Source organism: Ancylobacter novellus DSM 506 (assembly GCF_000092925.1).
GTDB lineage: Bacteria > Pseudomonadota > Alphaproteobacteria > Rhizobiales > Xanthobacteraceae > Ancylobacter > Ancylobacter novellus.
In genome coordinates this window covers 3,607,988-3,633,738 of record NC_014217.1, presented here as the reverse complement: position 1 = coordinate 3,633,738, position 25,751 = coordinate 3,607,988, and the positions used below count along the sequence as shown (strand labels likewise).

Annotated in this window: 26 protein-coding genes; 16 read left to right on the top strand and 10 right to left on the bottom strand. The window is 69.0% G+C overall.

The genetic code is table 11. From position 1 onward, the window contains the following. Positions 1-23: 23 nt before the first annotated feature. The 8 genes from SNOV_RS17130 to SNOV_RS17095 form a co-directional block, all read right to left on the bottom strand. On the bottom strand, positions 24-227 hold the full coding sequence (locus SNOV_RS17130; RefSeq protein ID WP_013168225.1) for a twin transmembrane helix small protein: 204 nt from the start codon (positions 225-227) through the stop codon (positions 24-26). A 35-nt stretch (positions 228-262) separates the two neighbouring features. After that, complete coding sequence (locus tag SNOV_RS17125; protein ID WP_013168224.1) at positions 263-739, bottom strand: TspO/MBR family protein; 477 nt, start codon at positions 737-739, stop codon at positions 263-265. Between the two features lie 212 nt (positions 740-951). Further along, positions 952-1,908, bottom strand: coding sequence for a hypothetical protein (locus tag SNOV_RS17120; RefSeq protein WP_013168223.1), 957 nt, complete (start codon positions 1,906-1,908; stop codon positions 952-954). 141 nt (positions 1,909-2,049) lie between these two features. After that, a complete protein-coding gene (locus tag SNOV_RS17115) occupies positions 2,050-2,505 on the bottom strand; it encodes a baeRF12 domain-containing protein (protein ID WP_013168222.1) in 456 nt (151 codons plus the stop codon). Between the two features lie 103 nt (positions 2,506-2,608). Continuing rightward, complete coding sequence (locus tag SNOV_RS17110; RefSeq protein WP_013168221.1) at positions 2,609-3,292, bottom strand: GNAT family N-acetyltransferase; 684 nt, start codon at positions 3,290-3,292, stop codon at positions 2,609-2,611. Beyond that, a complete protein-coding gene (locus tag SNOV_RS17105) occupies positions 3,289-3,780 on the bottom strand; it encodes a MarR family winged helix-turn-helix transcriptional regulator (protein WP_013168220.1) in 492 nt (163 codons plus the stop codon). The genes SNOV_RS17110 and SNOV_RS17105 overlap by 4 nt, the downstream gene beginning before the upstream one ends. Positions 3,781-3,940: 160 nt before the next feature. Further along, the gene (locus SNOV_RS17100) at positions 3,941-4,774 is read right to left on the bottom strand and encodes a YihY/virulence factor BrkB family protein (protein WP_013168219.1); all 834 of its coding nucleotides are present in this window, start codon (positions 4,772-4,774) and stop codon (positions 3,941-3,943) included. A 164-nt stretch (positions 4,775-4,938) separates the two neighbouring features. After that, on the bottom strand, positions 4,939-5,850 hold the full coding sequence (locus SNOV_RS17095) for a class I SAM-dependent methyltransferase (protein ID WP_144296016.1): 912 nt from the start codon (positions 5,848-5,850) through the stop codon (positions 4,939-4,941). 200 nt (positions 5,851-6,050) lie between these two features. Between SNOV_RS17095 and SNOV_RS17090 the strand changes: the two genes are divergently transcribed. From SNOV_RS17090 to SNOV_RS17020, 16 genes are all read left to right on the top strand, one after another. Continuing rightward, positions 6,051-7,388 (top strand): glutamate-5-semialdehyde dehydrogenase, encoded by a 1,338-nt coding sequence (locus SNOV_RS17090; protein WP_013168217.1) that lies wholly within the window; start codon positions 6,051-6,053, stop codon positions 7,386-7,388. Next, positions 7,385-8,050 carry a nicotinate-nucleotide adenylyltransferase gene (locus SNOV_RS17085; RefSeq protein ID WP_013168216.1) on the top strand — a complete coding sequence of 222 codons (666 nt, stop codon included), beginning with the start codon at positions 7,385-7,387 and terminating at the stop codon, positions 8,048-8,050. The genes SNOV_RS17090 and SNOV_RS17085 overlap by 4 nt, the downstream gene beginning before the upstream one ends. Positions 8,051-8,139: 89 nt before the next feature. Further along, on the top strand, positions 8,140-9,084 hold the full coding sequence (locus tag SNOV_RS17080; protein WP_210160636.1) for a diacylglycerol/lipid kinase family protein: 945 nt from the start codon (positions 8,140-8,142) through the stop codon (positions 9,082-9,084). Beyond that, positions 9,085-9,897 (top strand): metallophosphoesterase family protein, encoded by an 813-nt coding sequence (locus SNOV_RS17075; protein WP_013168214.1) that lies wholly within the window; start codon positions 9,085-9,087, stop codon positions 9,895-9,897. A gap of 212 nt (positions 9,898-10,109) precedes the next feature. Next, positions 10,110-10,691, top strand: coding sequence for a dienelactone hydrolase family protein (locus SNOV_RS17070; RefSeq protein WP_013168213.1), 582 nt, complete (start codon positions 10,110-10,112; stop codon positions 10,689-10,691). 54 nt (positions 10,692-10,745) lie between these two features. After that, the gene (locus SNOV_RS17065) at positions 10,746-12,389 is read left to right on the top strand and encodes a Na/Pi cotransporter family protein (protein ID WP_013168212.1); all 1,644 of its coding nucleotides are present in this window, start codon (positions 10,746-10,748) and stop codon (positions 12,387-12,389) included. A 256-nt stretch (positions 12,390-12,645) separates the two neighbouring features. Beyond that, on the top strand, positions 12,646-13,314 hold the full coding sequence (locus SNOV_RS23600) for a hypothetical protein (RefSeq protein ID WP_013168211.1): 669 nt from the start codon (positions 12,646-12,648) through the stop codon (positions 13,312-13,314). A 194-nt stretch (positions 13,315-13,508) separates the two neighbouring features. After that, a complete protein-coding gene (gene rsfS / locus SNOV_RS17060) occupies positions 13,509-13,922 on the top strand; it encodes a ribosome silencing factor (RefSeq protein WP_013168210.1) in 414 nt (137 codons plus the stop codon). 6 nt (positions 13,923-13,928) lie between these two features. Further along, complete coding sequence (rlmH, locus tag SNOV_RS17055) at positions 13,929-14,411, top strand: 23S rRNA (pseudouridine(1915)-N(3))-methyltransferase RlmH (protein ID WP_041782363.1); 483 nt, start codon at positions 13,929-13,931, stop codon at positions 14,409-14,411. A gap of 59 nt (positions 14,412-14,470) precedes the next feature. Continuing rightward, the gene (locus tag SNOV_RS17050) at positions 14,471-15,844 is read left to right on the top strand and encodes a murein hydrolase activator EnvC family protein (RefSeq protein ID WP_013168208.1); all 1,374 of its coding nucleotides are present in this window, start codon (positions 14,471-14,473) and stop codon (positions 15,842-15,844) included. Continuing rightward, on the top strand, positions 15,841-17,190 hold the full coding sequence (locus tag SNOV_RS17045) for a S41 family peptidase (RefSeq protein WP_013168207.1): 1,350 nt from the start codon (positions 15,841-15,843) through the stop codon (positions 17,188-17,190). Before SNOV_RS17050 ends, SNOV_RS17045 begins: the two co-directional genes overlap by 4 nt. Positions 17,191-17,344: 154 nt before the next feature. After that, complete coding sequence (locus SNOV_RS17040) at positions 17,345-17,746, top strand: hypothetical protein (protein ID WP_041783567.1); 402 nt, start codon at positions 17,345-17,347, stop codon at positions 17,744-17,746. 89 nt (positions 17,747-17,835) lie between these two features. Beyond that, positions 17,836-18,348: an RNA pyrophosphohydrolase gene (locus SNOV_RS17035; protein WP_041783565.1), complete on the top strand. Its 513-nt coding sequence runs from the start codon at positions 17,836-17,838 to the stop codon at positions 18,346-18,348. Between the two features lie 271 nt (positions 18,349-18,619). Beyond that, positions 18,620-19,366 (top strand): TetR/AcrR family transcriptional regulator, encoded by a 747-nt coding sequence (locus SNOV_RS17030; protein WP_013168204.1) that lies wholly within the window; start codon positions 18,620-18,622, stop codon positions 19,364-19,366. Then, positions 19,363-20,619, top strand: coding sequence for an efflux RND transporter periplasmic adaptor subunit (locus SNOV_RS17025; RefSeq protein ID WP_013168203.1), 1,257 nt, complete (start codon positions 19,363-19,365; stop codon positions 20,617-20,619). Before SNOV_RS17030 ends, SNOV_RS17025 begins: the two co-directional genes overlap by 4 nt. Then, entirely contained in the window at positions 20,619-23,819 is a 3,201-nt protein-coding gene (locus SNOV_RS17020) for an efflux RND transporter permease subunit (protein WP_013168202.1), read from the top strand. Before SNOV_RS17025 ends, SNOV_RS17020 begins: the two co-directional genes overlap by 1 nt. A gap of 255 nt (positions 23,820-24,074) precedes the next feature. On the opposite strand, the gene SNOV_RS17015 is transcribed toward SNOV_RS17020, so the two are convergent. After that, positions 24,075-24,752: an LON peptidase substrate-binding domain-containing protein gene (locus SNOV_RS17015; protein ID WP_013168201.1), complete on the bottom strand. Its 678-nt coding sequence runs from the start codon at positions 24,750-24,752 to the stop codon at positions 24,075-24,077. 26 nt (positions 24,753-24,778) lie between these two features. After that, positions 24,779-25,708, bottom strand: coding sequence for a thioredoxin (gene trxA, locus SNOV_RS17010; RefSeq protein ID WP_013168200.1), 930 nt, complete (start codon positions 25,706-25,708; stop codon positions 24,779-24,781). Positions 25,709-25,751 lie beyond the last annotated feature (43 nt).

Genomic DNA, 25,751 nt, shown 5'->3' with positions numbered 1-25,751 from the left:
TCTCGATGCGTCCCGTCGCCGCCTCAGCCCTGGTGCATCAGGATGATGGTGAGCAGCACGAAGCAGAGCGCCACCGCCTGCAACAGCACGCGCCACTGCATCAGCTTCTGCGAGCGCAGCGGCGAGCCGCCCCGCGCCATGTTGGTCAGGCCAAGGATCAGCACCACCGCAACCGCGCCGAGCGCGATCGGCAGGATGATGAACTTGGCGATGGTCACGAGATCCATCGAAGTCTCCGGCGACCCGACGCGCGGGCCGACTCTTAGTTCAGGGCGAGAATGGCAGCATTCAGTGCCGTCGCATAGGACACCCACAGTAGATAGGGGGTCAGCAGTCCGGCCGCTACGTGGTCAATGCGCGCGGCCGCCCAGATCGCCGCGGCAATGGCGAGCCACAGCACGAGGATGACCGCGAGCGCCGCGCCGATGGCCTCCATGCCGAAGAACACCGGCGACCACAGCGCGTTGAGGGCGAGCTGGACGAACCACAGCCCGATGGCGAGGCGCCGCCTCTGTGAGGGGCGGTGCAATTGCCAGAGCCGCCAGAGCGCCACCGCCATCAGCACGTAGAGCGTGGTCCAGACGATGGGGAAGAGCGCGTCCGGCGGGGTCCAGCCGGGTTTGGCGAGGCCGGCGTACCAGGTCGGGATCTTCGGCGTGGTCACCAGCGAACCGACGGCGCCGACCATCAGGCACAGGCCGACCGCGAGCACGAGGCGGAAGAAGGAAAGGGTCTTCATGCGGCTCCTTCACGATGCCAACCGATCTGCACTATGCCGCGATCCGGCCGCGAAGTGCATCAGCAACTGCGCCGTATCCGACCGTCATCCCCGGGCTTGGCCCGGGGATCCACGACTTCTCAGGGCTCACGAGCCGAAGTCGTGGATGGCCGGGCCAAGCCCGGCCATGACGTCGCTTGGAGGGGCACCGGACGGCGGGGCGCCGATGTCGCTCATGCCGGCTGCGGCGCGGCGCTCGGGGCGGGCGGGCGCTGGCCGAGGTCGCGGAAGGCCTTGGAGGCGGAATCGAGCCGCGCCGTCCAGTCCGGGTTCGGCGTCTGGCCGCGTATGGCGAGGTCGTAGGCCTGCAGCAGCGCGGCGATGCAGAGCGGCTCGATCAGCGCCGCGTTGAGCGCCCAGGCGGTGACGGCGGCGAGGACGACGCCGAAGCCGGTGAGCCCGCCCGGCATCGCATAGGCGAGGCCGACCGCCGGGCCGAGCACGAACAGGAAGATCGTGATCACCGCGGCGAGCTCGAACAGCACGATCCAGACGGCGTTGCGGATCATCGTGCCGCCGTTCTGGGCGTAGAGCACCAGCCCGTCGCGCGCCGCCTCGGCCGGGGGCGTGTCGCCGCGGCGGATGATGTAGGCGAGGATGATCTCGTCGACGAGCCCGAGCGCCACCTTGAGCACGGCGTTGACGAAGTCGTTGAGCGTCTTGAAGCCGGGAATCCACGAGGTCAGCATGTTCAGCAGGCCGACCAGCGCCCGCACCACGCCGCGGATCAATATGTCGATGCCGAACAGCACGTTCACTTCGAGGAAGCGGGCTTTCACGGTGGCGACGGCGTAGGAAATTTGCGCCTGCCCGCCGGGAATCTCGCCGCCTTGCAGCAGCGCGTCCATCGCCGCGACGTGGCCGGCCTTGACCAGGTAGATCAGATATTGCCGAACCCACCACAGCACGCCGCAGACGAGGCCGAAGCCGACAATGCCGCCGATCAGCGCGCCGGTGATCTCGCCGTCACCGCCGAAGCCGAGGCCGACGGCCCAGCCGACGCCGGTGCCCAGCGCGATGCCGATCACGAAGCCGGCGGCGATGGCGCAGTAGACGACGAGCCGCAGCAGCACGAAGGGCCAGGTGCGCATCACCAGCCCGATGGCCGTCCCGATGGAGAAGTCCCACATGCCTCGCCCCCAAAGCGCAACTCCCCGTCCCGGCGGTGCCGGGACGGGATAGCGAGAACCTTTGCCCGGCGGCGCCGGGACGGGAGTAGCGTAGAACCGTTTCGGGCGAAGGGAAATCGCCTGCTTCGCGTCAGGTCGCCGTCAGGCCGCGAGATGCTTCTCGATCTCGTAGACCGGCAGCCGCACCATGTCGCGGTCGACCTCGGCGGTGACGGCATCGCCGAGCTGCTTGCTGTAGAGCGGGCGCAGCACGCCGAGCGCGCGCGGCGCGGCGACGACGACGATGGACTTCACCTCGCCGGCGCCCACCGCCGCGTCGAGGCGGGCGGCGAGCTTGCGCAGGAACTCGCGCTCGGCCTCCTCGTGCCAGTCGGTCGGCTCGACCGAGGAGCGCGCGGTGCTGGCCGATTCATGCACGCGGCCGGGCGCGTCGCTGCCCTGCTCGCGGGTCGGCGGGTTGTCCTGCTCGCGGACCTCATGGGTGCGCAGATTGGGGAAGGCGGAATCCCCCTCATTGCGCAGGATGAGTGCCTTGCGACCGTCGCAGACGACGACCCAGGCGCCGGTTTCGATCTTGATCTTGTCGTAGCTGGTCATTCTCCGCCTCCTTCGGCTTCCAAGCCATTCGGCGCCGTTCGCGACCGGCGCGCCTTGACGAAAGTCAAGGAGGAAGGAGGGGTGGCGGTTCCCATGCCGAGGCTCAGCCGGGTCGCGCGGCGGCTACCAGCCGGATGGGGGTGCGCCGGCGGAAGCCGATCGATTCGTAGAGGCCGATCGCCACGTCGTTGCCGGCATAGGCGTGGAGATAGGCGATGTCGCCGCGCGCGCCGATCTGCGCCGAGACGAACAGCGACAGCGTGCGGCCGAGGCCGCGCCCGCGCAGGTCGGGATGCGCGCAGACCCCGCTCAGCTCGGTGAAGCCGGACTGGCGCAGCCGCTCGCCGGCCATCGCCACCAGCCGGCCGTCCTGGCGGATGCCCCAGAAGCGGCCGAGGCTCTGCGCCTTCAGGCTGAACGGTCCCGGCTGGGTGAGGGTGGCCAGCGCCAGCATCTCCGGCGCGTCGGCCGGGGTGAGCGGCTCGATGCGGAGGTCTCCCGGCGACGCGATGGGCGCCTGCGCGATCATCTGCACCACCTCGGCGGTGGCGACCGGCGACAGCGCTGCCGGCAGCACGATCTCGTCCGCCTGCACGATGAGTACGCGCTCGCCCGGCGCGACGAGCGCGGCGAGGGCATCGAGGGATTCCGCGTCGTCATCACGCGCCGCCGCGAAGGGCGCGATGTCGGCGGGGTAGCGCCGGGCGAGCGACCCGCCCAGTGCGAGCGGTGCGTGGGCGGTCGCGAGCGCCGACCAGATCGGGCGGTCGAGAAGATGTGCGGTCATGGGCGCGCCTCCCTGCGCCGGGCGACGCGCTTGTGCAGCGGCTCGGCGGCGAGCCGGTCCTCGATCGCCGCCAGCTGGGCGAGCAGCGGGCCGTCGAGCCCGGCGCAGAGCTCGGCGACGGCGGCATCGATCCGCGGCCAGATATCGCTCTTGGCGGTCGCCACCAGATGCCGGCCGGCGGCGGTGAGCGAGACGATCTTCTGCCGCTGGTCCTCCGGGCCCGGCCTCGCCTCGACGAGCCCGCGTTCGATGAGCCGCCCCACGGTGCGGGTCACGCCCGGCTGCGACACGCCGAGCGCTTGCGCGAGGTCGCCGATGGTCAGCGGCCCCAGCGCGTCGAGCGTGGCGAGGAAGGGATGCTGGCCCGAGGGCAGGCCGGCGTCGAGCGCGTCGAGCACATGCTGGGTGTCGGCCTGAAGCTGCTCGCCGAGCCGTTTCAGCCGGCTGCCGAGCGCGAGATGGCCGAGCCCGCGAAGAATGTCGTCCATCGGACAGGTTCCGTATTACATATCACGTTATATAACATGATATGTATCTGGGGCCAAGAGGTCGCGGCGATGCTGCGTCACCTCGGTCACGGTCGCGGGATGGGAAGCGTATCGGCAGGCGATCCCGGCTCTCGCTGCGCCCGGCCGGGATGACGGAGGTTCAGAGCCGCCCTTCGCGGGCGCGCCTTATGGCGGCGTTGAGTTCGCCGCCGTAAACGAAGATCGAGGCGGTGGTGTAGAGGAAGACGAGGGCGATCATCACCGAGGCGAGGCCGGCATAGGTGGTGACGTAGTTGTTGGCGAACTCGGCGAGGTAGCGGCCGAAGGCGGCGCCCGCCGCCAGCCACAGCCCCAGCGTCACCAATATGCCCGGCGCCACCTCGGCCAAAGTACGCCGTCCCGCCGGCAGCCACACATGCGCCACCACCAGCGCGACGATGAGGATGGCGGAGGTCGCGGCATAGCGCAGGAAGGTGATGACCCAGCCGAACGGTTGCAGCGCCGGCACCCAGCGCACCGCCGCCAGCCACAGCACCGGGCCGAGCACCACCAGGAAGGACAGCGCCAGCAGGCCGGCGGCGCCGACCACGACATAGCCGATCGATTCGAGGCGCAGCCAGTACCAGGCGCGGCTCTCGCGCACGCCATAGGCGCGGTTGAGGCCGATGCGCAGGCTCTCGATGCCGTTGGACGAGAAGTAGATGGCGAGCACCACGCCGATGGTCAGCACGTCGGTGCGCACCTGGGTGAGCACGTTGCGGATCTCGCGCCCGATGGGGGCGGCGACCTGCGCCGGCCAGGCCTCCAGCATCAATTGCACCGTCTCGTCGGCCAGCGTCTTCAGATCGAAGAACGCCGCCAGCGCGGTGACGAAGATGAGGAAGGGGAACAGCGACATCAGCGCCGAGAGCGCGATGTGGCTGGAGATCGCCCAGCCGTCGTCCTCGACGAAGCGCCAGAAGGCGTCCCAGGCGATGTCGAAGGCGCGCAGCAAGGGTTCCGGTCTCCTCGGGGAAGCGGACGGAAGGCGGGCAGGCGAAGCGCCGAGCGGTAGGCGCCGCGGGTGACATCGGACGTCGACGGGCAAATGGCAAGTGGGGGGCGACCCCAATCCCGCTACCGTCAGCGCCCGGCCGGTTCCTCCTGGGAAGGGCTCGACTACTTTCGCAGGCGGAAGACGGTCTGCACCGTCAGGTGGCCGAATCTCGGCGAGTGATACAGCTCGATCACGCAGTCCGAGAAGCCGCCGTCGCGGGCCATGTCGAATATGTCCCAGCCGAAATCGAAGAATACGAGCGATCCCTCGTTGGAAACCGGGTTGCCGTGATAGGCCGGAGGAAGCAGATGCTCCAGCTGGCCATCGACGATCCGCGCCCGCTGGAGGCTCTGGTCGTAACCGACGAAAAACGGCGTCGTCATCAGCATCTCGCCGCCCGGCCTGAGAACCCGGTGGCATTCGCCGAAGGCGATGGTCGGTGAGGGGATATGCTCGAATACCTCGTTGCTGACGATCAGATCGAACGATGCGTCGTCGAAGCTCAGGTCATGTATGTCTTCGTGGTGGATCCCGTTGACGATGTCGCCGGACTTGTATTCGTGGCCGAGATATTCGCTCCCCGTTATGGAGCTCACGTTCTCTAGATTCGCAACGGACCAGTGGAAGATGGCGGTCACTTCTTCCATAAAGTAGATGTCGGGCGCGCGGCTCGTTGATTTCGTCTGGTTTTTCAGCAGTGTCGCGATCAGTCGCTGGCGGTTGTTCAGCTCGGTGATCGGACAAGAAAGGCGCTCTCTCAGGTTCGGAATGGACTTCCCATTCTCGGTCCGGCCTCCCCACTGGAGATCGACGATAAAATCGACCTCGCTCTGAGCCGGCTCGGAATATCCGCGAAATACCCATTCCTGATCGTGACGATGAGCCTCTATGACCGAATTGTCATACTCATCGATTTTCCGTTTCGCGGAGCCGGCCTGAAACGCATCCCATTCCGCCCTCGATCTTATGCGAGCGATGGGCTCGGGGAATTTGCGGAGCCGACGATTAAACCAGTCAAACAAAGCGTAATTCATCCAGCAACGCACCATGAAGGGAATGATCGAACCAAGCTCCCGATCGGCGAGTGTACGATCCCAGCGTCAACTATCAAATTTCGCGCCACCGTTCCCACCTATAAAGCTGATCTCATTTCGCTTTGGCGCCGGGGTGCCCGCTTGTGGTAGATAAGGCGCCCGTTTTCGTGACCCAGTTTTGTGACCAGCGAGTGAAGCCCATGTCCGCCGCCTCTTCCCTGCGCGCCGTATCCGCCGCCGAGACCCGTCTCGACGCGCCGGCGCCGCGCGAGGACGGCTCGGACGTCCACGAGGTGATGCTGGAGATCGGCCGGCGCGCCCGCGCGGCCGCCCGCACGCTGGCGCTGGCCTCGGCCGAGGCCAAGACCGCTGGGCTGAAGGCCGCCGCCGCCGCCATCCGCGCCAATGTCGCCGCCATCCTCGCCGCCAATGCGGAGGATGTCGCTGCGGCCAAGGCCTCCGGCATGAGCGCCTCCATGCTCGACCGCCTCACGCTGAACGAGGCGCGGCTGGAGGCGACCGCGCGCGGGGTCGAGGAGATCGCCGAGCTGCCCGATCCCGTCGGCAAGGTGACGGAGAGCTGGGAGCGGCCGAACGGGCTGCGCCTCGAGCGCGTGCGCACGCCGCTCGGCGTCGTCGGCGTCATCTATGAGAGCCGGCCCAACGTGACCGCCGACGCCGGCAGCCTTTGCCTGAAGGCCGGCAATGCGGTGATCCTGCGCGGCGGCTCGGACAGCTTCAATTCTTCCCGCGCCATCCATGCCGCGATGGCCGAGGGGCTGACCACCGCCGGCCTGCCGGCCGACGCCATCCAGCTCGTGCCGACCCGCGACCGCGCGGCGGTGGGCGAGATGCTGGCCGGGCTCGGCGGCACTATCGACGTCATCGTGCCGCGCGGGGGAAAAAGCCTCGTCGCCCGGGTGCAGAGCGAGGCGCGGGTGCCGGTCTTCGCGCATCTGGAAGGCCTCGTTCACATCTATGTCGACCGGGCCGCCGACCTCGACAAGGCGCTGACCGTGGTTCGGAACGCCAAGCTGCGCCGCACCAGCGTCTGCGGCGCGGCGGAGACGCTGCTGGTCGACGAGGCCGGGGCGGGCGCGCTGCTGGCGCCGCTCGTCACCATGCTGCTCGACGAGGGCTGCGAGGTGCGCGGCGACGCGGCCGCGCAGAAGGTCGACGCCCGCGTGAAGCCGGCGACCGACGAGGACTGGCGCACCGAATATCTCGAGGCGATCATCTCGGTGAAGCTGGTCGGCGGGTTAGAGGCCGCCATCGACCATATCGAGACCTATGGCTCGCACCACACCGACGCCATCCTCACCGAGGACGCGGCAGTTGCGGAGCGTTTCCTGTCCGAGGTCGATTCCGCCATCGTGGTGCACAACGCCTCGACCCAGTTCGCCGATGGCGGCGAGTTCGGCTTCGGCGGCGAGATCGGCATCGCCACGGGGCGGATGCACGCGCGCGGGCCGGTGGGCGCCGAGCAGCTCACCTCCTTCAAATACCGGGTGCGCGGCACCGGCCAGATCCGGCCGTGAACGCCGCGCCCGGCGCGTTCCGCGCCGACCTCTCCCCGTCGGGGAGAGGTGAAGGGTTCACGCCCGACACCCGCATCCCCCCGCTTTTGCCGGGCATGCGCATCGGGCTCTATGGCGGCAGCTTCAACCCGGCGCATGCCGCCCACCGCGCCGCGAGTCTTTTGGCGCTCAAGCGCCTGCGGCTCGACAAGGTGTGGTGGCTGGTCACGCCCGGCAACCCGCTGAAGGACAATCAGCGCCTGCCGCCGCTCGCCATGCGGGTGGAGCAGGCGCGCAAGGTCGCCAACCATCCGGCGCTGGTGCCGACCGGGCTCGAGGCCGGGCTCGGCACGCGCTACAGCTACGACACGGTGGCGGCGCTGGTGACGCGGTTCCCTGACGTGCGCTTCGTCTGGCTGATGGGGGCGGACAACCTCGCCTCCTTCCACCGCTGGGGCCGTTGGCGGGAAATGGCGGACCTCGTGCCGATCGCCGTCATCGACCGGCAGGGCTGCACCTTCCCCGCCATGGCCGCCCCGGCGGCGCAGGCGCTGGCGCGCTGGCGCCAGCCCGAGAGCGAAGCCGCGCGCCTCGCCTCGATGCCCGCGCCGGCCTGGACCTTCCTGCACGGGCTGAAATCGCCGATGTCCTCGACGCAGCTCAGAGAGAAGGGCGACGGATAGCCGATTGAACCGCAGGGCACCAAGGCCGTTCACACGGGAGTGTCATCTGTCCGTGGCAGGTTGTGCCGATGTCGGAAGGTTCGAGGCGCGTGGGTTCCCGGCCGCTTTACGTCCTGTTCAATCCGCTTTCCGGCTCGGCCGCGGCGCTCGGCCTGACCGCCGCGGCGCTGGCCGGGAAATTCCGGGCCGCCGGCCTTGAAGCCGAGATCGACGCCGACAGTTCCCGGCCGCTGGAAGTGCGGGTGGCGAAGGCCCTCGCGAGCGACGCGGAGATCATCGTCGCGGCCGGCGGCGACGGCACCATCACCGCGCTGGCGCATGCGCTGGTCGATACGCCCAAGACGCTCGCCTTGCTGCCGCTCGGCACCGCCAACCTGCTGGCGCGCGACCTGAAGATCCCGCTCGACCTCGACCGGGCCATCGCCGAGCTCGCCACCATGGCGCCGTGCCGGATCGACGTCGGCGACGTCAACGGGCGCATCTTCCTGCACAAGGTGGTCATCGGCACCATCCCCGGCATTGCCGCGGCGCGCGAGACCATACGCGGCAGGGCCACGCTGCGCGCCCGGCTGGATTTCGTCCGCTATTTCCTGCAGCGCCTCTCCGAGCCCCGGCGGATCGCCCTGCACATCCATCCCGTGGACGGGGCGAGCCGGGTCGAGCGGGTGCGGGCGGTGGCGGTCGCGAACAACGCCTATGACGAGGGGCTGGGCCGCTTCTTCGCGCGCGAGCGGCTCGACCGCGGCACGCTCACCCTCTACGTGCTCAAGCGCCTCGGCCTCTCCGACACGCTGCGCCTGACGCTCGCCATGCTGATGGGCCGCTGGCGGCAGGACAGCGCGCTCGCCATCGAGGAGGTCGAGGGCGTGGTGCTGCACATGAAGAAGCACGACGTGCGGGTGATGATCGACGGCGAGGTGGTGCGGATGGACCCGCCGCTCACCTTTCGCATCCGGCCGCAGGCGCTGTCGATCCTGGCGCCGGCGGCGGTCGTGCTGCAAGCCGGCACGCCGAATGCGGCGGGGGCCGGCTGAATGCGCATCGTCCACCTCTCCGACCTGCATTTCGGCCGCCACGATGAACGCCTCGCCGAGGGGCTGGCCGAGGAGGTCACGCGGCAGGCGCCGGACCTCGTGGTGGTGAGCGGCGATTTCACGCAAGTCGGCTCGGTGGCGGAGTTCATGAGCGCCCGGCGCTTCATCGACCAGCTCGCCGCGCCGGTCTTCGCCGTGCCCGGCAATCACGACGTGCCGGCCTGGAACCTGCCGCTGCGCCTCGTCGATCCCTATCGCCGCTACCGCCGCCATATCCATCCCGAGCCGGAGCCGTTCCTCAACCTCGAAGGCATCGCGCTGGCCGGCATCAAGACCTCGCGCCGGCTGCGGGCGGGCCTCGACTGGTCGCACGGCTCGATCAGCCACGGGCAGCTGGAGCGGCTGGAGGCGCGGCTTTCCGGCGTGCACAAGGACAAGCTGCGCATCGTGGTGGCGCATCATCCGCTGATGCAGCCGGAGACGCCGATGGCGCGGCCGATGCGGCTGGTGGATCGCGCCGACAGGGCGCTCGCGACCTTCGCGCGGCTCGACGTGCGGCTCGTGCTGTCCGGGCACTTCCACATGTCCTATGTGCGCCACCACCACCGGGTGGAGGGCGAGCGCACCGGCCCCGTGCACGCCGCCGTGGCGCCGCTTCTGGTGGTGCAGGCCGGCTCCACCATCTCCACCCGCCTGCGCGACCACCGCAACGGCTACAACGTCATCGACATCAGCGACGGGAAGATCGCGGTGGCGGTGCGGGAGTGGAGCGGGAGCGAATGGGCGGCGCGGGTGTCGCAGCCGGCCTCATAATTCGTACCCCTCCCGATGAACCTCATCCTGAGGTGCTGGCCGCAGGCCAGCCTCGAAGGATGCTCGTCCTGGCGCGCTCGAGCGACCATCCTTCGAGGCTCGCTGCGCGAGCACCTCAGGATGAGGGTGCATTGCTGATCAGACTCAAGGGGACGGCAGGCACCGTCGAGGGCTATCATCGCCGCACGTCATGAACGGACGGGAGCCTATCGATGGCCGCGGTCCTGCTGTTCCACCACGCGCAGGGGCTGACGCCGGGCCTGCGCGCCTTCGCCGACGAATTGCGGGCCGCCGGCCATGCCGTGATCGCGCCGGACCTCTTCGGGGGGCGCCTCTTCGCCAGCATCGACGACGGCCTCGCCTATGTCGGCACGATCGGCTTCGACGCCATGCTGGAGCGGGGCACCCGCGCCGCCGACGCCCTTCCCGCCGGCCTCGTCTATATCGGCTTCTCGCTCGGCGTGCTGCCGGCGCAGAAGCTGGCGCAGACGCGGCCCGGCGCGCGCGGCGCGCTGCTGTTCCACGCCTGCCTGCCGCTCAGCGGCGACTGGACCTTCGGCCCCTGGCCGGCGGGCGTGCCGGTGCAGATCCACGGCATGGACAACGATCCCATCTTCGTCGGCGAGGGCGACATCGAGGCCGCCCGCGAGATCGTGGCGCAGGCGCAGGATGCCGAGCTGTTCCTCTATCCCGGCGACCAGCACTATTTCGCCGACAGGTCGCTCCCCTCCTATGACGCGCCCGCCGCCGCGCTGCTCACGCAAAGAGTGCTGGAATTTCTCGCCCGCGTCTGACGCAGGGGGCGGACGAGCGGCTATGATCCGGCGACGGGCGGGGACGAGGGGCTGATGTCGACCGCGATTTCCATCCTCGGCGGCGTCGGGCTTTTCCTGCTCGGCATGACCGTCATGACCGACGGGCTGAAGGCGCTGGCGGGCTCGGCCCTGCGCAGCGTGCTCGGCAAGGCGGCGGCGACGCCGCTGTCCGGCGCCTTCTGGGGCGCGATCGTCACGCTGCTGGTGCAGTCGTCGAGCGCGGTGACGATGACGACGATCGGCCTCGTCAGCGCCGGGCTGCTCACCTTCCCGCAGGGCCTCGGCCTCGTCTTCGGCGCCAATGTCGGCACCACCGGCACGGGCTGGCTGGTGGCGCTGATCGGCGTGCGCGTCTCGCTCTCGGCCTATGCGCTGCCGATGATCTTCATCGGCGCCCTGCTCAAGCTGCTGGCGGGCGGGCGGATCGCGGCGGCGGGCGGCGCGCTCGCCGGCTTCGCGCTGGTGCTCTACGGGCTGACCAATCTCCAGCAGGGAATGGACGGCCTCGCCGAGAGCCTGCATCCCTCCGACCTGCCCGCCGTGCTCGGCATGCCCGGCGTCGGCTGGGCGACGGGCTCGGTCGGGCTGATCACGCTGATCGCCGTCGGGCTGGCGATGACCGCGGTGATGCAGTCCTCGACCGCCGCCATCGCCGTCACCATCTCCGCCTTCTTCGCCGGGGCGGTGAGCCTGGAGCAGGGCGCGGCGCTGATCATCGGCCAGAACATCGGCACGGCGACCAGTTCCGCTCTGGCGGCCATCGGCGCCAGCGCGACGGCCAAGCGGCTGGCGCTGGCCTATGTGCTGTTCAAGCTCATCGCGGCGCTGATCGCGATCCTCGCCTTCCCGTTCACGGCGGCGCTGATGCAGGCCCTGAGCGACACCGCCGACGGCACGACGCTGCTCGCCGCCTACCACACGGCCTACAATGTCGTGGGCGTGGCGGTGCTGCTGCCGGCGACGCAATGGTTCACCCGCGTGGTGGAGCGGCTGCTGCCTTCAAGGGAGACCGCACTCCAGCGCGCGCTCGACCCGAGCGCGCTCGCCAACCCGGTGATCGCGGTCGAGGCCGCCCGGCGCGTGGTGGCGGACGTCGTCGCCACGATGGCCGCCTCGGTCGCGGCCGGGCTTTCCGGCCGGGCCGGCCCGACGGCGCAGGACGGCGTGACGGCCGCCGCGACAATCGAGGAGGTGCGGGACTTCCTGTCCGAATTGAAGCAGCCGCCCGAGACGGAGCCCGAGCGGCTGCGCCTGACCAGCACGCTGCACGCGCTCGACCATGCCGGGCGGCTGGCGGAGATAGTGGCGGGCGGCGTTCCTGCCGGACCGGGCGCCGCGCAGGATGCGCGCGCCGCCGGCCTGTGCGCGCAGGCCATGCGGGCGGCGCAGGCGGTCGGCGGCTCGATCACCGCCGAGACCGCCCTCAGCACGCAGGCCGCGCCCATCGGCTGGAAGGTCGCGCCCGAGGTCGCCGCGGCGCTTGGTGAAGCGGGCGGCGCGGCACGCGCGCTCGATGCGCTCCAGCGCGGCCATCGCGCCGCGACGCTGGCCGCGGTCGCGCCGGGCGAACTGACCGCCGCCGACGCGCTCGCGCGGATCGACACCGTCCGCCAGCTCGACGCCCTCGCCCACCACGCCTGGCGCGCGTCGGCGCATCTGGTGGGAAGGGGTGGGTAGGGCGAGGTGGGGGACGCAATTCAAAGAAACCATCGGTAGATCGCCTCCACTATCGCCATCTGCCTGCGCGACCACCACGATGGCTACAAGGTTATTTCCATAAGGGGCGGGAAGATTGGCGTGGCGGTCGGGATGTGGAACGGGAAGGAGTGGGTAGGAGGTGAGGCAGAGATTCTGCTAGGCCTTGCCGACCCATCAGTCCCGTGCGAGAAATGTGGTTAAACATTGTTAAGATTGCCAATCCTTGAGGTTTGCGATGGTTAATCGCATGATTATTGGCTCCACTGAACGTAAGTTCGATAATTCAAGAGCTGATATACTTAGATTTGAAAGTCGTGATCCTGCATTTCCTTTGGTTGTAACTTATTTGACGGCGCTATTTGGGTTTGTCGGTTTGTTGGAATTATACAATCCCGATGAAAAAGGCGCCCGCCCGTGGGCTGTGACCGATGTGGCGACATTCGATGGAAATTTATGTAATTCAAGGATTATTTGGTCCCCACACCATGTCGTGGAGCCTATGATATGCAATGCTTGGCCCCGTTTTGTTGAATTTGAGGTCTTCAAGGCTGATCCGATTCCGACTGGCCGTAAGCTAATGCTTGGTGTTTTGGAGAAATATCTATTCAACTTGGGTCAGTCATTGATTACGAATTTTGTTGAAGAATATAAGCATCATTTGGATTCAAAGTATGGAAAGAGGTCTAATTGGCCGCCAACATGGAATTTTGCTCGGGCAATTAGGAATGCTATGGCTCATGGTGGTCAAATTCGAATTGACGACGGTGCCGTCGTCAATTGGCATAACGCGTCATATTCAAAGGCGGATAATGGCAAATTGATTACGGATGATGTGTGGCCGGGGGATCTATTGTTCCTAGTCAAAGAAATGGAACGGGAGATAGCGGAAATAGTACCGAAGTGACGACAATTTCGTTGCGGGGTGACCAGTTTCGATCCCGGCGAGAGCCCTCAAGAGAGGGTGTGATCACGAACGCCCGTCTCCCCCGGTTGAAAAACACCCCCCTTACGCACTATCTTAAGAACGTATGAACGACGCGGAATCTCCCGCGCGTTCCCGTGGCCGTAATGACGAGAGGATCAGGACCCCTGTCCATCATGGCGCTTGCAGCAGCCGCCTCCAGCCCGGCGACTGCGCCCGTCTCCGAAGCGTCTTTCGACGCCGAGGAGATGCTAGCCCTCGTTCTCGCCCGTCTCGAAGATGACAAGGCCGAGGACATCGTCTCCATCGAACTTCGCGGCAAGACGACCATCGCCGACTACATGGTCGTCGCGTCCGGGCGCTCGCAGCGCCATGTCGGCGCCATCGCCGAGCACCTCGTCGAGGCGCTCAAGGCGCGCGGCGTCAAGGGCGTGCGCGTGGAAGGCATGCCCGCCTGCGACTGGGTGCTGATCGATGCGAGCGACGTCATCGTCCACATCTTCCAGCCGGAAGTGCGCGGGTTCTACAATATCGAGAAGATGTGGTCGGGCGCCGTGGCCGGCGGCTCGCCGAAGATGACGCGCGGCTAAAGCGCGTTGCGGCTGGTGATCATTGCCGTGGGCCGGCTCAAGGCCGGGCCTGAGAGAGAGCTTTGCGCGCGCTATCTCGACCGCGCGGGCAAGAGCGGGCGATCCCTTGGCCTGTCCGGTCCCGACGTGGTCGAGATCGCCGAGAGCCAGGCCCGCCGTCCCGAAGACCGCATGACGGATGAGGGCGCGGCCATCATCGACGCCCTGCCCGATCCCGGCGCGATGATCGCGCTCGACCCGCGCGGGCAGGAGATGACGAGCGAGCAGATCGCCGCCGACATCGCCGCCTTGCGCGACCACGGCTCGCGCGCGCTCACCTTCGTCATCGGCGGGGCGGACGGGCTCGGCGAGAATGTGCGCGGCTATGCCGACCGGATGGTGTCCTTCGGACGCGCCACCTTCCCCCATCAGCTGGTCCGCGTCATGATGGCCGAGCAGCTCTACCGTGCGACGACCATCCTTTCCGGCCACCCCTATCACAAGGCCTGACGGACCGGGCGTCGGGCGGCGCTAACCGAAGATTAACCACGCTGGCGCCTCCTGTGCCGATGCCCACCCGCCGCACCGTCCCGATCGCCCCGCGCCGCCCGCTTCTCGGGGCCGGCTGCGCCCTGCTCGCGCTTGTTCTCGCGGCGCCGGCGCCCGCCCAGAACGCCCCCGCGTCGGGGGCGCCCGCCGAGCGTACCGCCGGCCAGAGCCCGCCGCCGAAGGACCCGCCGCCGAAGGACCGCGCCGCCCAGCAGCAGCGCATGGAGCGGCTCAATGTCGAACTGAAGGATTCCACCGCCGCGCAGCAGCGGCTGATGGCGGAGATCGAATCCATCAAGGGCGACCGCGCCAAGCTGAACGCGGCGCTGCTCGACACCGCCATCCGCGTGCGCGAGGTCGAGGCCAAGCTCGACACCAGCGAGCAGCGCCTGCTCCAGCTCGGCCGCGAGGAGGCGGACATACGGGAATCGCTGGCCTCGCGCCGGGACGTGCTGGCCGAGGTGCTGGGCGGGCTGCAGCGGCTCGGCCGCCGTCCACCGCCGGCGCTGCTGGTGCGCCCCGACGACGCGCTGCAATCGGTGCGCTCGGCCATGCTGCTCGGCGCCGTGCTGCCCGAGCTGAAGGCGGAGACCGACCTGCTGGCGAGCGAGCTCGCCGCCCAGCAGCGGGTGCGCGAGGAAACCGCGCGCGAGCGCGACGCTCTCGCAGAATTGAAGCTTACGCTTGCGGATGAGCGCCGCCGCACCACGGCGCTGATCGACGAGAGGAAGAAGTCGCTGGCGCAGGGCGAGCAGGCGCTGGCCGAGGAGAAGAACCGCGCCACCGCGCTCGCCGCCGAGGCGGGCAATGTGCGCGAGCTGATGCAGCGCATGGAGACCGAGATCGCCGCCAGCCGCAAGGCGGCGCAGGAGGCGGCGAAAACCAAGCCCGATCAAGGCCCCGCGGCGCATCTGGCGGCACTGAAGGATCCCGGCCGCCTCTCGCCCGGCATTCCCTTCGACGAGGCCAGGGGCATGCTGCCGCCGCCGGTGGGCGGCGCGGTGCTGAAGGCCTTCGGCACCGAGGACGGCTATGGCGGGCAGGAGAAGGGCGTGTCGTTCGGCACGCGGACGGAGGCGCAGGTGGCCGCGCCGAGCGACGGCTGGGTGGTCTATGCCGGCCCGTTCCGCTCCTATGGACAACTATTGATCATCAATGCGGGCGGCGGATACCATATTCTTCTGGCAGGAATGGATAAGATCACCGTCGAGTTGGGTCAGTTCGTGCTGTCCGGCGAGCCGGTCGCGGTCATGGGGCGCGGCCCGCAGCTTGTGTCGTCGGTTAGCCTTGGAACCGCCCAACCTATTCTTTACGTCGAATTCCGTAAGGACGGGAATTCGATCGACCCAACCCCCTGGTGGGCGACGAGCGAGAGCGAGAAGGTACGCGGATGATGCGTAGGACGTCAGTATTTCTCTTCGGTGCGGCGGCCGGCGCCATTATCGCCGTGGGCGCCACCCAGCCGCGGCTGCTGCTTCAGCCGACCCAGGCGATGGCGGCCGCCTCGGACACCTATCGCCAGCTGAACCTGTTCGGCGACGTGTTCGAGCGGGTGCGCGCCGACTATGTCGAGAAGCCGGACGACGGCAAGCTGGTCGAGGCGGCCATCAACGGCATGCTCTCCTCGCTCGATCCGCACTCTACCTACATGGACGCGAAGGACTTCCGCGACATGCAGGTGCAGACCCGCGGCCAGTTCGGCGGGCTCGGCATCGAGGTCACGATGGAGGACGGCCTCGTCAAGGTCGTCGCCCCGATCGATGACACCCCCGCGGCCAAGGCCGGCGTGCAGGCCGGCGACCTGATCGCCAAGCTCGACGGCGAAGAGGTGAAGGGCATGACCCTGAACCAGGCCGTCGACAAGATGCGCGGCGCGGTCTCCACCCCGATCAAGCTGACCATCATCCGCAAGGGCGCGGACAAGCCGCTCGAGCTGACGCTCACGCGCGACATCATCAACATCAAGTCGGTGCGCGCCCGGGTCGAGTCCGACGACATCGGCTATATCCGCATCACCTCCTTCAGCGAGCAGACCGGCGAGGGGCTCAAGAAGGCGATCGCGGACCTGACCAAGCAGATCGGCGAGGACAAGCTCAAGGGCTTCATCATCGACCTGCGCAACAATCCGGGCGGCCTGCTCGACCAGGCGATCGACGTCTCCGACGCCTTCCTCGATCGCGGCGAGATCGTCTCCACCCGCGGGCGCAACCCCGAGGAGACCGAGCGGCGCAACGCCCGTCCGGGCGACCTCGCCACCAACAAGCCGGTGATCGTGCTGGTGAACGGCGGTTCGGCCTCGGCCTCCGAGATCGTCGCCGGCGCCCTGCAGGACCACAAGCGCGCCACCATCCTCGGCTCGCTCTCCTTCGGCAAGGGCTCGGTGCAGACCGTCATCCCGGTGTCCGGCAACGCCGCGATCAAGCTGACCACGGCGCGCTACTACACGCCGTCGGGCCGCTCGATCCAGGCCAAGGGCATCCAGCCGGACATCGAGCTGGTCCAGGACGTGCCGCAGGACGTCAAGGAGAAGGCCGAGGCCGCCGGCGTCGAGACCACGCGCGGCGAGGCCTCGCTCAAGGGCCACCTGAAGAACGGCGAGGACGAGCAGACCGGCTCGCCGGCCTATGTGCCGCCGGATCCGAAGGACGACACCCAGCTCAAGCTGGCCGTCGACCTGATGCACGGCGTGCAGAAGAACGCCGCCTATCCGGCCGACCCCAAGGCCGCCGTGCCGAACTGAGTTCGGCCGCGTCCCATAGCCGGCGCCGCCGGCTGTGACCGAAAAGCAACGAACCCCGCTCTTCCGCGAGAGCGGGGTTTCGTTTGCGCGGATGCCGCCGGGCCTGCCCGATTTCGCCGCGATCCCGCCTTGGTCGGCGCCGACAACGCCGCTCATGGAACGTTCGCCCTCGCTTCGCACGCCGATCGCCGCGCCGCCGCCTGCCGGGACCTTGCCGGGCAGCGACGCCGGGCGCGACAGCGCGCACCATTATGCGGCGGTGGGCATCTTCGCCCTTGCCGGCGTGGCCGTGCTCGGCCTCGCCGCCGGCGTGTGGCTCTCGCGCGGTGCCGGGCCCGAGCCCGACGACGCGCTGTTCTCCTTCGATCCGGGCTTCTCCACCGGCGTCGCCGTCGACGCCCCGGTGCTGCGTCCGGGCTTCGACTCGGCCGGCGCCGGCAGCATCATCCTGTTCGACGGCGCCACCGGCGAGAGGGAGGTGATGAGCGCGCCTCCCGCGCTCGACGCCGCCGACACGGCGCTCCTCGCCGGCGAGCACGGGTCGCTGCTGCGCTAGAACATGTTCCGCTGACGGCGGGCGGCTTATATCGGGCTGTCGTGATGGCCTATCATGATGCCCGTTCCTTCCCGATTCCGGTTGCCGCCATGATCCCCTTCGACCAACTGCCCTACCGCCCCTGCGTCGGTGTCGTGCTCGTCAATCGCGACGGGCTGGTGTTCCTCGGCCAGCGCGTCGGCGGGCCGGAGCATGTCGACGCGCATCATTCGTGGCAGATGCCGCAGGGTGGCATCGACGACGGCGAGAGCCCGGAGGAAGCGGCCCTGCGCGAGCTCTACGAGGAGACCAACGTCTCCTCCGTCGAGCCGCTGAAGACCGCCGCGGAATGGTTCGCCTACGACCTTCCCGAGCCGATCGCCCGCGAGGCGTGGAAGGGACGCTATCGCGGCCAGAAGCAGAAATGGATCGCGCTGCGCTTCCTCGGCGAGGACGGCGAGATCGACATCCACCAGCCGGGCGGCGGCCAGCACAAGCCCGAATTCATCAACTGGCGCTGGGAGCGGCTGGAGCGCACGCCCTCGCTCATCATCCCGTTCAAGCGCGCGGTCTATGAGCACGTCGTGCGCGAGTTCGAGCCGGTGGCGACGCCCGCCGAATAGGGCGCGGGCATTAAGGTTGACGGCGGCATTTCCGCCGGCGGGAACCGCGCCGCGCTAGGATGGCGCAGCGGTCGTTCGGCTTGCGACGCGTTCGGCAATGCTCCGACACACAATGACGCCGACCTGAAAAAGGCGGGAAACATTTGCGCGCGAGTGTCGGCGCCACCGCTGCGGGAGATCGACTCTGCGATGCGAACGAACGTTCGTTCTTGACATGCAACCTTGGGTCAATCTACATGCGAACGAACGTTCGCTCCAATTCCGGATGTCCATGACCGCTCTTGCGCCTCGCACCCGTGCCGCCCTTCCCAAGACCGCCGGCGGCTCCCGTGCGGCCAAGGCCGCTGGTGCCAAGGCCGCCGGTACCAAGACCGCCGGCACGTCCGCGCCCGTCGCCGGCGCGCCGGAGAGCGTGCGCCGCGACCCGCGCCGGCGCGTGCTGGACGCGGCCATCGCCTGCTTCACCCGCTCGGGCTTCCACGGCACCTCGATGCACGAGGTCTGCGCCGAAGCCGGCATGAGCCCCGGCGCGCTCTACCGCTACTTCCCCTCGAAGGAGGCGATCATCATCGCCATCGTCGAGGAGGAGCGGGCGGCGCGCGCGAGCCTGCTGGAGCGTCTCGACGCCGCGCCGAGTTTCGTCGAGGGGCTCGCCGCCATGGGCCATGCGCTGTTCTCCGGCGAGATGCCGATGGTCTGCGTCGAGCTCGGCCCGGAGATTTCCGCCGAGGCCTCGCGCAACCCGGTGCTGAAGGCGAAGTTCGACGAGGTCGAGGCCGAGATGACCGAGGCGATCCAGCGCGCCTTCGTCGCGGCGCAGGCGCGCGGCGAGATCGACCCCGCGCTCGACGCCGATGCGGCGCTCGTCATGATCAATGCCATCGGCGACGGCCTGCTGCTGCGCCGCCGCCTCGAACCCGAGCTGCCGCTGGCGCAGATGATGCCGGCGCTCGGGCAGCTCATCGGCCGCATGTTCGCGCCGGCTCACCGTTCCGTTTCCCCGGACAAGGCCCCATGACCGACAAGTCCTCCTCCTTCCGCGGGCGCGTGACGCTCGCCCTCACCATGACCGCCGTGGTGGTGGGCATCGCCGGCTATGCCTTCCGCGACCGCATCGCCGCGGGGCTGAGCCTTAGCGAGCCGGCGCAGGCCAATGTCGCCGCGCCCGAGCCCAACCAGGTGCGCGGCATCACCATCTCGGTGGTGCCGGCCGCACGGCGCGAGGTGATCGAGACCCTGCCCGTCACCGGCACGCTGGTGGCGCGCGAGGAGATCATGGTCGGGCCGGAGCTCGACGGCCTGCGCATCACCGACATTCTCGTCGAGGAGGGCGACTGGGTGGAGAAGGGCCAGACGCTCGCCCGCCTGTCGCGCGACACCATCGACACGCTGCTGGCGCAGAACACCGCCAACGCGGCGCGGGCGCAGGCCGCCATCGCGCAGCAGAAGGCGCAGCTCCAGCAGGCGCTGGCCCAGCACACCGAGGCGCAGGCCTCGGTGGAGCGCGCCCGCACCCTGATCAAGACCGGCGCCACCTCGCAGGAAGTGCTCGACCAGCGCGAGCGCGCCGTGAAGGTCGCCGCCGCGCAGGTGACGGCGAACGAGGAGGCGGTCGCCGCCGCCGAGGCCGACGCCGCCCAGACCAAGGCCAATCGCGACGAGCTGGAGGTCCGGCTCGCCCGCACCGACATCAAGGCGCCGGAAGCCGGCATCATCTCGGCGCGCTCGGCGCGCCTGGGAGCTATCGTGCTCTCCGCCAACACCGAGCCGCTGTTCCGCATCGTCAAGGACGGCGCCATCGACCTCGACGCCGAGGTGCCGGAATCGGCGCTGCCGCGCATCGCGCCCGGCCTGCCGGTGGCGGTGACGCCGGCCGGCTTCGACAAGCCGGTGGCGGCGAAGGTCCGCCTGGTCGGCGCCAATGTCGAGCGCGCCACGCGCCTCGCCCGCGTCGCCGTGGCGCTGCCCGCCGACGAGCGGCTGCGTCCCGGCGCCTATGGCCGCGGCATCATCGAGATCGCCCGGCATGAGGGCGTGGCGCTGCCGCAGTCGGCGGTGCAGTTCACCCCGGAAGGGGCCATCGTGCTGGTGGTCGAGGGCGAAATCGTCCGCCGCCGCGAGGTGAAGACCGGCCTCAAGGGCGAAGGCTATGTCGAGATCGTCGAAGGCGTGAAGCAGGGCGAGAGCGTGGTGGCCCGCGCCGGCGGCTTCCTGCGCGACGGCGACCGGGTGACGCCGGTGCCGCTCACCGAGGAGAAGGGCGGCGTCTGATGGCTCTCAACATATCCGCCTGGGCGATCCGCAAGCCGGTCCCCTCCATCGTGCTGTTCGTGGTGCTGACCGCGATCGGCCTCTACACCTTCGACCGGCTGCCGATCACGCGCATGCCGAACATCGACCTGCCCATCGTCTCCGTCACTATCACCCAGCCCGGCGCCGCGCCGAGTGAGCTGGAGACGCAGGTGACCAAGATCGTCGAGACCTCGGTCGCCGGCGTGCAGGGGGTGAAGCACATAACCTCGACCATCACCGAGGGCACCTCGCTGACCGTGGTCGAGTTCCAGCTCGAGACGCAGGTCGACCGCGCGGTCAATGACGTGCGCGACGCGGTGACCTCGGTCAGGTCCGAGCTGCCGCAGGACATCGAGGAGCCGCTGATCCAGCGCGTCGACGTCGAGGGCATGGCCATCGTCACCTATGCCGCGTCGGCGCCGGGCATGACGCCGGAGGAGCTCTCCTGGTTCGTCGACGACACGGTGATCCGCTCGCTGCAGGGCGTGCGCGGCGTGGCGCAGGTCAAGCGCGAGGGCGGCGTCGACCGCGAGATCCGCATCTCGCTCGACCCCGACAAGCTCGCCGCGCTCGGCGTCACCGCCGCCGACGTCAACCGCCAGCTCGTCGCCACCAATGTCGACCTCGCCGGCGGGCGCGGCGAGATCGGCACGCAGGAGCAGTCCGTGCGCACGCTGGGCGGCGCGCTCACCGTCGCCGACCTCGCCGAGACCCGCATCGCGCTGCCGGCCGGCAGCGACGGGTCCGCGCGCTATGTGCGCCTCGCCGATCTCGGCAGCGTCACCGACGGGGCGGCCGAGCCGCGCATCTTCGCCCGGCTTGACGGCAAGCCGGTGGTCGCCTTCGGCGTCTATCGCGCCAAGGGCTATTCCGACGTGGTGGTGGCGGAGAACGCGGAAGCGGAGCTGCGCAAGCTCGAGGCGGCGCATCCGGACGTGAAGATCACCCTGATCGATTCGACCGTGAAGTACACCAAGGCGGACTACGAATCCGCCATGCACACGCTCATCGAGGGCGCGGTGCTGGCGGTGATCGTGGTCATGCTGTTCCTGCGCGACTGGCGCGCCACCATCGTCACGGCGCTGGCGATCCCGCTGTCGATCCTGCCGACCTTCTGGGTCATGGACCTGCTCGGCTTCTCGCTCAACGGCGTGAGCCTGCTGGCCGTCACGCTGGTGACCGGCATCCTGGTGGACGACGCCATCGTCGAGATCGAGAACATCGTCCGCCACATGCGCATGGGCAAGTCGCCCTATCGCGCGGCCATCGAGGCGGCGGACGAGATCGGCCTCGCCGTGGTGGCGACCACGCTGACCATCGTCGCGGTGTTCCTCCCCGTGAGCTTCATGGGCGGCATCGCCGGCCAGTATTTCCGCCAGTTCGGCATCACCGTCGCGGTGGCGGTGCTGTTCTCGCTGCTGGTGGCGCGCCTGCTCACCCCCATGCTGTCGGCCTATTTCCTGCGCGACCACGGCCATCGCGAGGTCAAGGACGGGGCGCTGATGCGCTTCTATGTCCGGCTGCTGCACGCCTCGATCCGCCATCGCTTCATCACCGTGATGGCGGGCATCCTCCTGTTCATCGGCTCGATGTGGCTGTCCACGCTGCTGCCGTCGGGCTTCATCCCCAATTCCGACGTCTCGCGCTCGGTGCTGGCGCTGGAGCTGCCGCCCGGCGCGACGCTGGAATCGACGCAGCGCGTGGTCGACGAGATCTCTGCCAAGCTGAAGGCGCAGCCCGAGGTAGAGAGCGTCTTCGCCACTGCCGGCTCGGGCTCGACCAACGGCCCGGCGGGCGCGGCCGGCGAGGTGCGCAAGGCGACGATCATCGTCAACCTCGTGCCGCGCGCCGATCGCGAGGCGACGCAGAAGCAGTTCGAGATGCGCATGCGCGACAAGATCGCCAGCGTGCCGGACCTGCGCTTCAACTTCGGCGCCTCCGGCGGCGCCGGGCCCGGCCAGCGCGAATTCACCGTCATCCTGTCCGGCTCGGACGGCGAGCAGGTGGAGAAGGCGGCGCTGGAGCTGGAACGCGAGGTGCGCGCCAATGTGAAGGGCCTGAGCAATGTGATGACCAGCGCCGCGCTCGACCGGCCGGAGCTGCGCGTCGTGCCCAAGCTCGGCGAGGCCGCCGAGCTCGGCGTCTCCGTCGCCGACATCGCCCAGACCGTGCGCATCGCCACCATCGGCGACGTGTCGCAGAACCTCGCCAAGTTCTCCGCCGGCGACCGGCAGGTGCCGATCCGGGTGCAGCTCGACGAGCGCGCGCGGGCCGACCTCTCCACCTTCGAGACGCTGAAGGTTCGCACCGCCTCGGGCGCTTCGGTGCCGCTGTCGGCGGTGGCCGACATCTCCTTCGGCACCGGCCCCTCCAGCCTCGACCGCTACGACCGCGCCCGGCGCATCGCGCTGGAGGCGGATCTCGCCGGCAATACCCAGCTCGGCGAGGCGCTGGCCGAGGTCTATGCCCAGCCGGTGGCGAAGAACCTACCCCGCGGTGTGGTGCTGAAGGAGACCGGCGACGCCGAGATCATGTCCGAGGTGTTCGGCGGCTTCGCCGACGCCATGCTGGCCGGCGTGATGATGGTGCTGGCGGTGCTGGTGCTGCTGTTCGCCAATGTGCTGCAGCCGATCACCATCCTGATCGCGCTGCCGCTGTCGGTGGGCGGCGCCTTCATCGCGCTCTTGATCACCAACAACGCCATGACGCTGCCGGTGGTGATCGGCTTCCTGATGCTGATGGGCATCGTGACGAAGAACGCCATCCTGCTGGTCGATTTCGCCATCGAGGCGGTGCATGGCGGCGTCGCGCGCACCACGGCGCTGATCGAGGCCGGGCGCAAGCGCGCCCAGCCGATCGTGATGACCACCATCGCCATGACGGCGGGCATGGTGCCCTCGGCCATGGGGCTGGGCGAGGGCGGCGACTTCCGCTCGCCCATGGCGATCGCGGTGATCGGCGGCCTGATCGCCTCGACCGTGCTGTCGCTGGTGTTCGTGCCGGCGGTGTTCACGCTGATGGACGATTTCGGCCACTTCCTCTCCCGCACCTTCGGCCGCTTCATCGGCGAGCGGGACGAGCCGGACGAGCACGAGGTGCCGGCGGCGGTGCTGGCCACGGTCCACGCCGCGCGGCCGGACCCGCATTCCACCCCGCGCCCGCCGCTGGCGGCGGAGTGAGGGCGGTCAAACACGCAGCGTCATCCCGGACGCCGCTCAGCGGCGATCCGGGATCGTTCTACGGTCTCTTCCGCAAATCTTTCCCTCATCCCCGGGCTTGACCCGGGGACCCAGACTTTCCGTGTTAGCCCGGTCGAAAGTCTGGGTGGCAGGAACTCGGGCTTGCCCGAGTTCCTCATTGAGGAGACCGAAGTCGGCACATGCCGACTTCGGGTCAAGCCCGGCCATGAGGGCGGTTTGTGGTGGGGTCTTCGGCTACTGCAGCGAGCCGTCGCCTTCGCCGCCGGTGCGGGCCATCGCCATCTGCGTCACCGCGATCAGCATCTCCGCCCGTGCCGCTAGGCTCGGCGCCTCTAAGAGAGCCTGCTTCTCGCGCGGGCCGAAGGGCGACATCATGGCGAGCGCATTGACCAGCGCCTCGTTGGGCGCGTCCTTGATGCTCTCCCAGTCCGCTTCCAGCCGGTTGGCGTCGAGATATTCCGCCAGCGTGCGCAGGAGCGCACCGCGGTCCACCGCGTCGGCGCCGAGATTGGGCTTGAAGTCGTCGGCGAAGGGCTCGTAATCGACCTTGGCCTGGCGATAGGGCGTGCCCGCATCGACCTCGGAGACGATGCGGAAGCGGCAGACGCCGCTCAGGTTGAGCAGATAGCGCCCGTCGCCACTCTCGGCGATCTCGGTGATGCGGCCGACGCAGCCCACCGCCAGCAGCGCCGCGCCGCCGGCCATGGCGTGGCCGGTGGCATCGAGCGCCGGCTGCACCATGCCGATCAGCCGGCTGCCGGCCAGCGCCGCATCGATCATCGCCAGATAGCGCGGCTCGAAGATGTTGAGCGGAAGCTGGCAGCGCGGCAGCAGCAGCGCGCCTTCCAGCGGGAAGAGCGGGATGATCGGCGCCAGTTCCGACGGCCCGGTATAGGGACGGTTGATCGCCATCGGCGCTCCTTGGCCGTTAAGCAGCGTCAGGCGAACAGGATGGAGGACAGGCGCCGGCGGCCGGCGACCGTGTGCTCGTCGGTCGGGCCCCAGGCCTCGAAGAACTGCACCAGCTGCTTGCGGGCGCCGTCGTCGTTCCAGTTGCGGTCCTTGCGCACGATGGTGAGGAGCTCGTCGACCGCCTCCTCACGCTTGTCGTGCGCGGCGAGCGCCACGGCGAGGTCGAAGCGGGCCTGATGGTCGAGCGGATTGGCGGCGACCTTCGCCTCCAGCTCCTTCACGTCGCCCAGCGCCGCGGCGGCTTCCTCCAGCTCGATGGCGGCGCGCACGGCGGCAAGGCCGGCATCGTTCGCCGCGCTTTCCGGGGCGAGGGCGAGGGTGGCCTGGGCCTGCTCGGCATTGCCGGCGGAGAGCTGGGTGCGGGCGAGGCCGGCGATGGCCTTGAGGTTGGCCGGCTCCTCGGCGAGCACGGCGGCGAAGATCTCCGCCGCGCCGACGAGGTCGCCCTCGGCCAGCGCCGCCTCGCCGGAGGCGACCACCTCGGCCATGTCGTCGGCCCCGCCGGCGCCGGCGACGAGCCGGTCCACCAGAGCCTGCACCTGCGTCTCCGGCTGGGCGCCCATGAAGCCGTCGACCGGCTGGCCGTTGACGAAGGCGTAGACGGTAGGCAGCGACTGGATGCCGAGCTGCTGGGCGACGGCGGGGTGCTCGTCGGTGTTCATCTTGGCGAGGCGCACCTTGCCCTTGGCGCCGCGCACCACCTTCTCGATGATCGGGGTGAGCTGCTTGCAGGGGCCGCACCAGGGCGCCCAGAAGTCGACCAGCACCGGGCGGCGGCGGGATTCCTCCACCACGTCCTGCATGAAGCTACGGGTCGTGACGTCGATCACGACATCGTCGCCGGCCGGGGCGTCGGCGCCGTTCTGGGCCGGGTTGGCGGGCTGGTTCAGCAGCATGGGTCGTCCTCGCGATACTCGGTCTGCGGAGCGAAGCTATTCG

Excerpts from the sequence above, each read along its gene's own strand:
- SNOV_RS17130 (WP_013168225.1), bottom strand. The coding sequence starts at position 227 with ATGGATCTCGTGACCATCGCCAAGTTCATCATCCTGCCGATCGCGCTC.
- SNOV_RS17125 (WP_013168224.1), bottom strand. The coding sequence starts at position 739 with ATGAAGACCCTTTCCTTCTTCCGCCTCGTGCTCGCGGTCGGCCTGTGC.
- SNOV_RS17120 (WP_013168223.1), bottom strand. The coding sequence starts at position 1,908 with ATGTGGGACTTCTCCATCGGGACGGCCATCGGGCTGGTGATGCGCACC.
- SNOV_RS17115 (WP_013168222.1), bottom strand. The coding sequence starts at position 2,505 with ATGACCAGCTACGACAAGATCAAGATCGAAACCGGCGCCTGGGTCGTC.
- SNOV_RS17110 (WP_013168221.1), bottom strand. The coding sequence starts at position 3,292 with ATGACCGCACATCTTCTCGACCGCCCGATCTGGTCGGCGCTCGCGACC.
- SNOV_RS17105 (WP_013168220.1), bottom strand. The coding sequence starts at position 3,780 with ATGGACGACATTCTTCGCGGGCTCGGCCATCTCGCGCTCGGCAGCCGG.
- SNOV_RS17095 (WP_144296016.1), bottom strand. The coding sequence starts at position 5,850 with ATGAATTACGCTTTGTTTGACTGGTTTAATCGTCGGCTCCGCAAATTC.
- SNOV_RS17090 (WP_013168217.1), top strand. The coding sequence starts at position 6,051 with ATGTCCGCCGCCTCTTCCCTGCGCGCCGTATCCGCCGCCGAGACCCGT.
- SNOV_RS17075 (WP_013168214.1), top strand. The coding sequence starts at position 9,085 with ATGCGCATCGTCCACCTCTCCGACCTGCATTTCGGCCGCCACGATGAA.
- SNOV_RS17070 (WP_013168213.1), top strand. The coding sequence starts at position 10,110 with ATGGCCGCGGTCCTGCTGTTCCACCACGCGCAGGGGCTGACGCCGGGC.
- SNOV_RS17065 (WP_013168212.1), top strand. The coding sequence starts at position 10,746 with ATGTCGACCGCGATTTCCATCCTCGGCGGCGTCGGGCTTTTCCTGCTC.
- SNOV_RS23600 (WP_013168211.1), top strand. The coding sequence starts at position 12,646 with ATGGTTAATCGCATGATTATTGGCTCCACTGAACGTAAGTTCGATAAT.
- rsfS (WP_013168210.1), top strand. The coding sequence starts at position 13,509 with ATGGCGCTTGCAGCAGCCGCCTCCAGCCCGGCGACTGCGCCCGTCTCC.
- SNOV_RS17050 (WP_013168208.1), top strand. The coding sequence starts at position 14,471 with ATGCCCACCCGCCGCACCGTCCCGATCGCCCCGCGCCGCCCGCTTCTC.
- SNOV_RS17045 (WP_013168207.1), top strand. The coding sequence starts at position 15,841 with ATGATGCGTAGGACGTCAGTATTTCTCTTCGGTGCGGCGGCCGGCGCC.
- SNOV_RS17040 (WP_041783567.1), top strand. The coding sequence starts at position 17,345 with ATGGAACGTTCGCCCTCGCTTCGCACGCCGATCGCCGCGCCGCCGCCT.
- SNOV_RS17035 (WP_041783565.1), top strand. The coding sequence starts at position 17,836 with ATGATCCCCTTCGACCAACTGCCCTACCGCCCCTGCGTCGGTGTCGTG.
- SNOV_RS17030 (WP_013168204.1), top strand. The coding sequence starts at position 18,620 with ATGACCGCTCTTGCGCCTCGCACCCGTGCCGCCCTTCCCAAGACCGCC.
- SNOV_RS17025 (WP_013168203.1), top strand. The coding sequence starts at position 19,363 with ATGACCGACAAGTCCTCCTCCTTCCGCGGGCGCGTGACGCTCGCCCTC.
- SNOV_RS17020 (WP_013168202.1), top strand. The coding sequence starts at position 20,619 with ATGGCTCTCAACATATCCGCCTGGGCGATCCGCAAGCCGGTCCCCTCC.
- SNOV_RS17015 (WP_013168201.1), bottom strand. The coding sequence starts at position 24,752 with ATGGCGATCAACCGTCCCTATACCGGGCCGTCGGAACTGGCGCCGATC.
- trxA (WP_013168200.1), bottom strand. The coding sequence starts at position 25,708 with ATGCTGCTGAACCAGCCCGCCAACCCGGCCCAGAACGGCGCCGACGCC.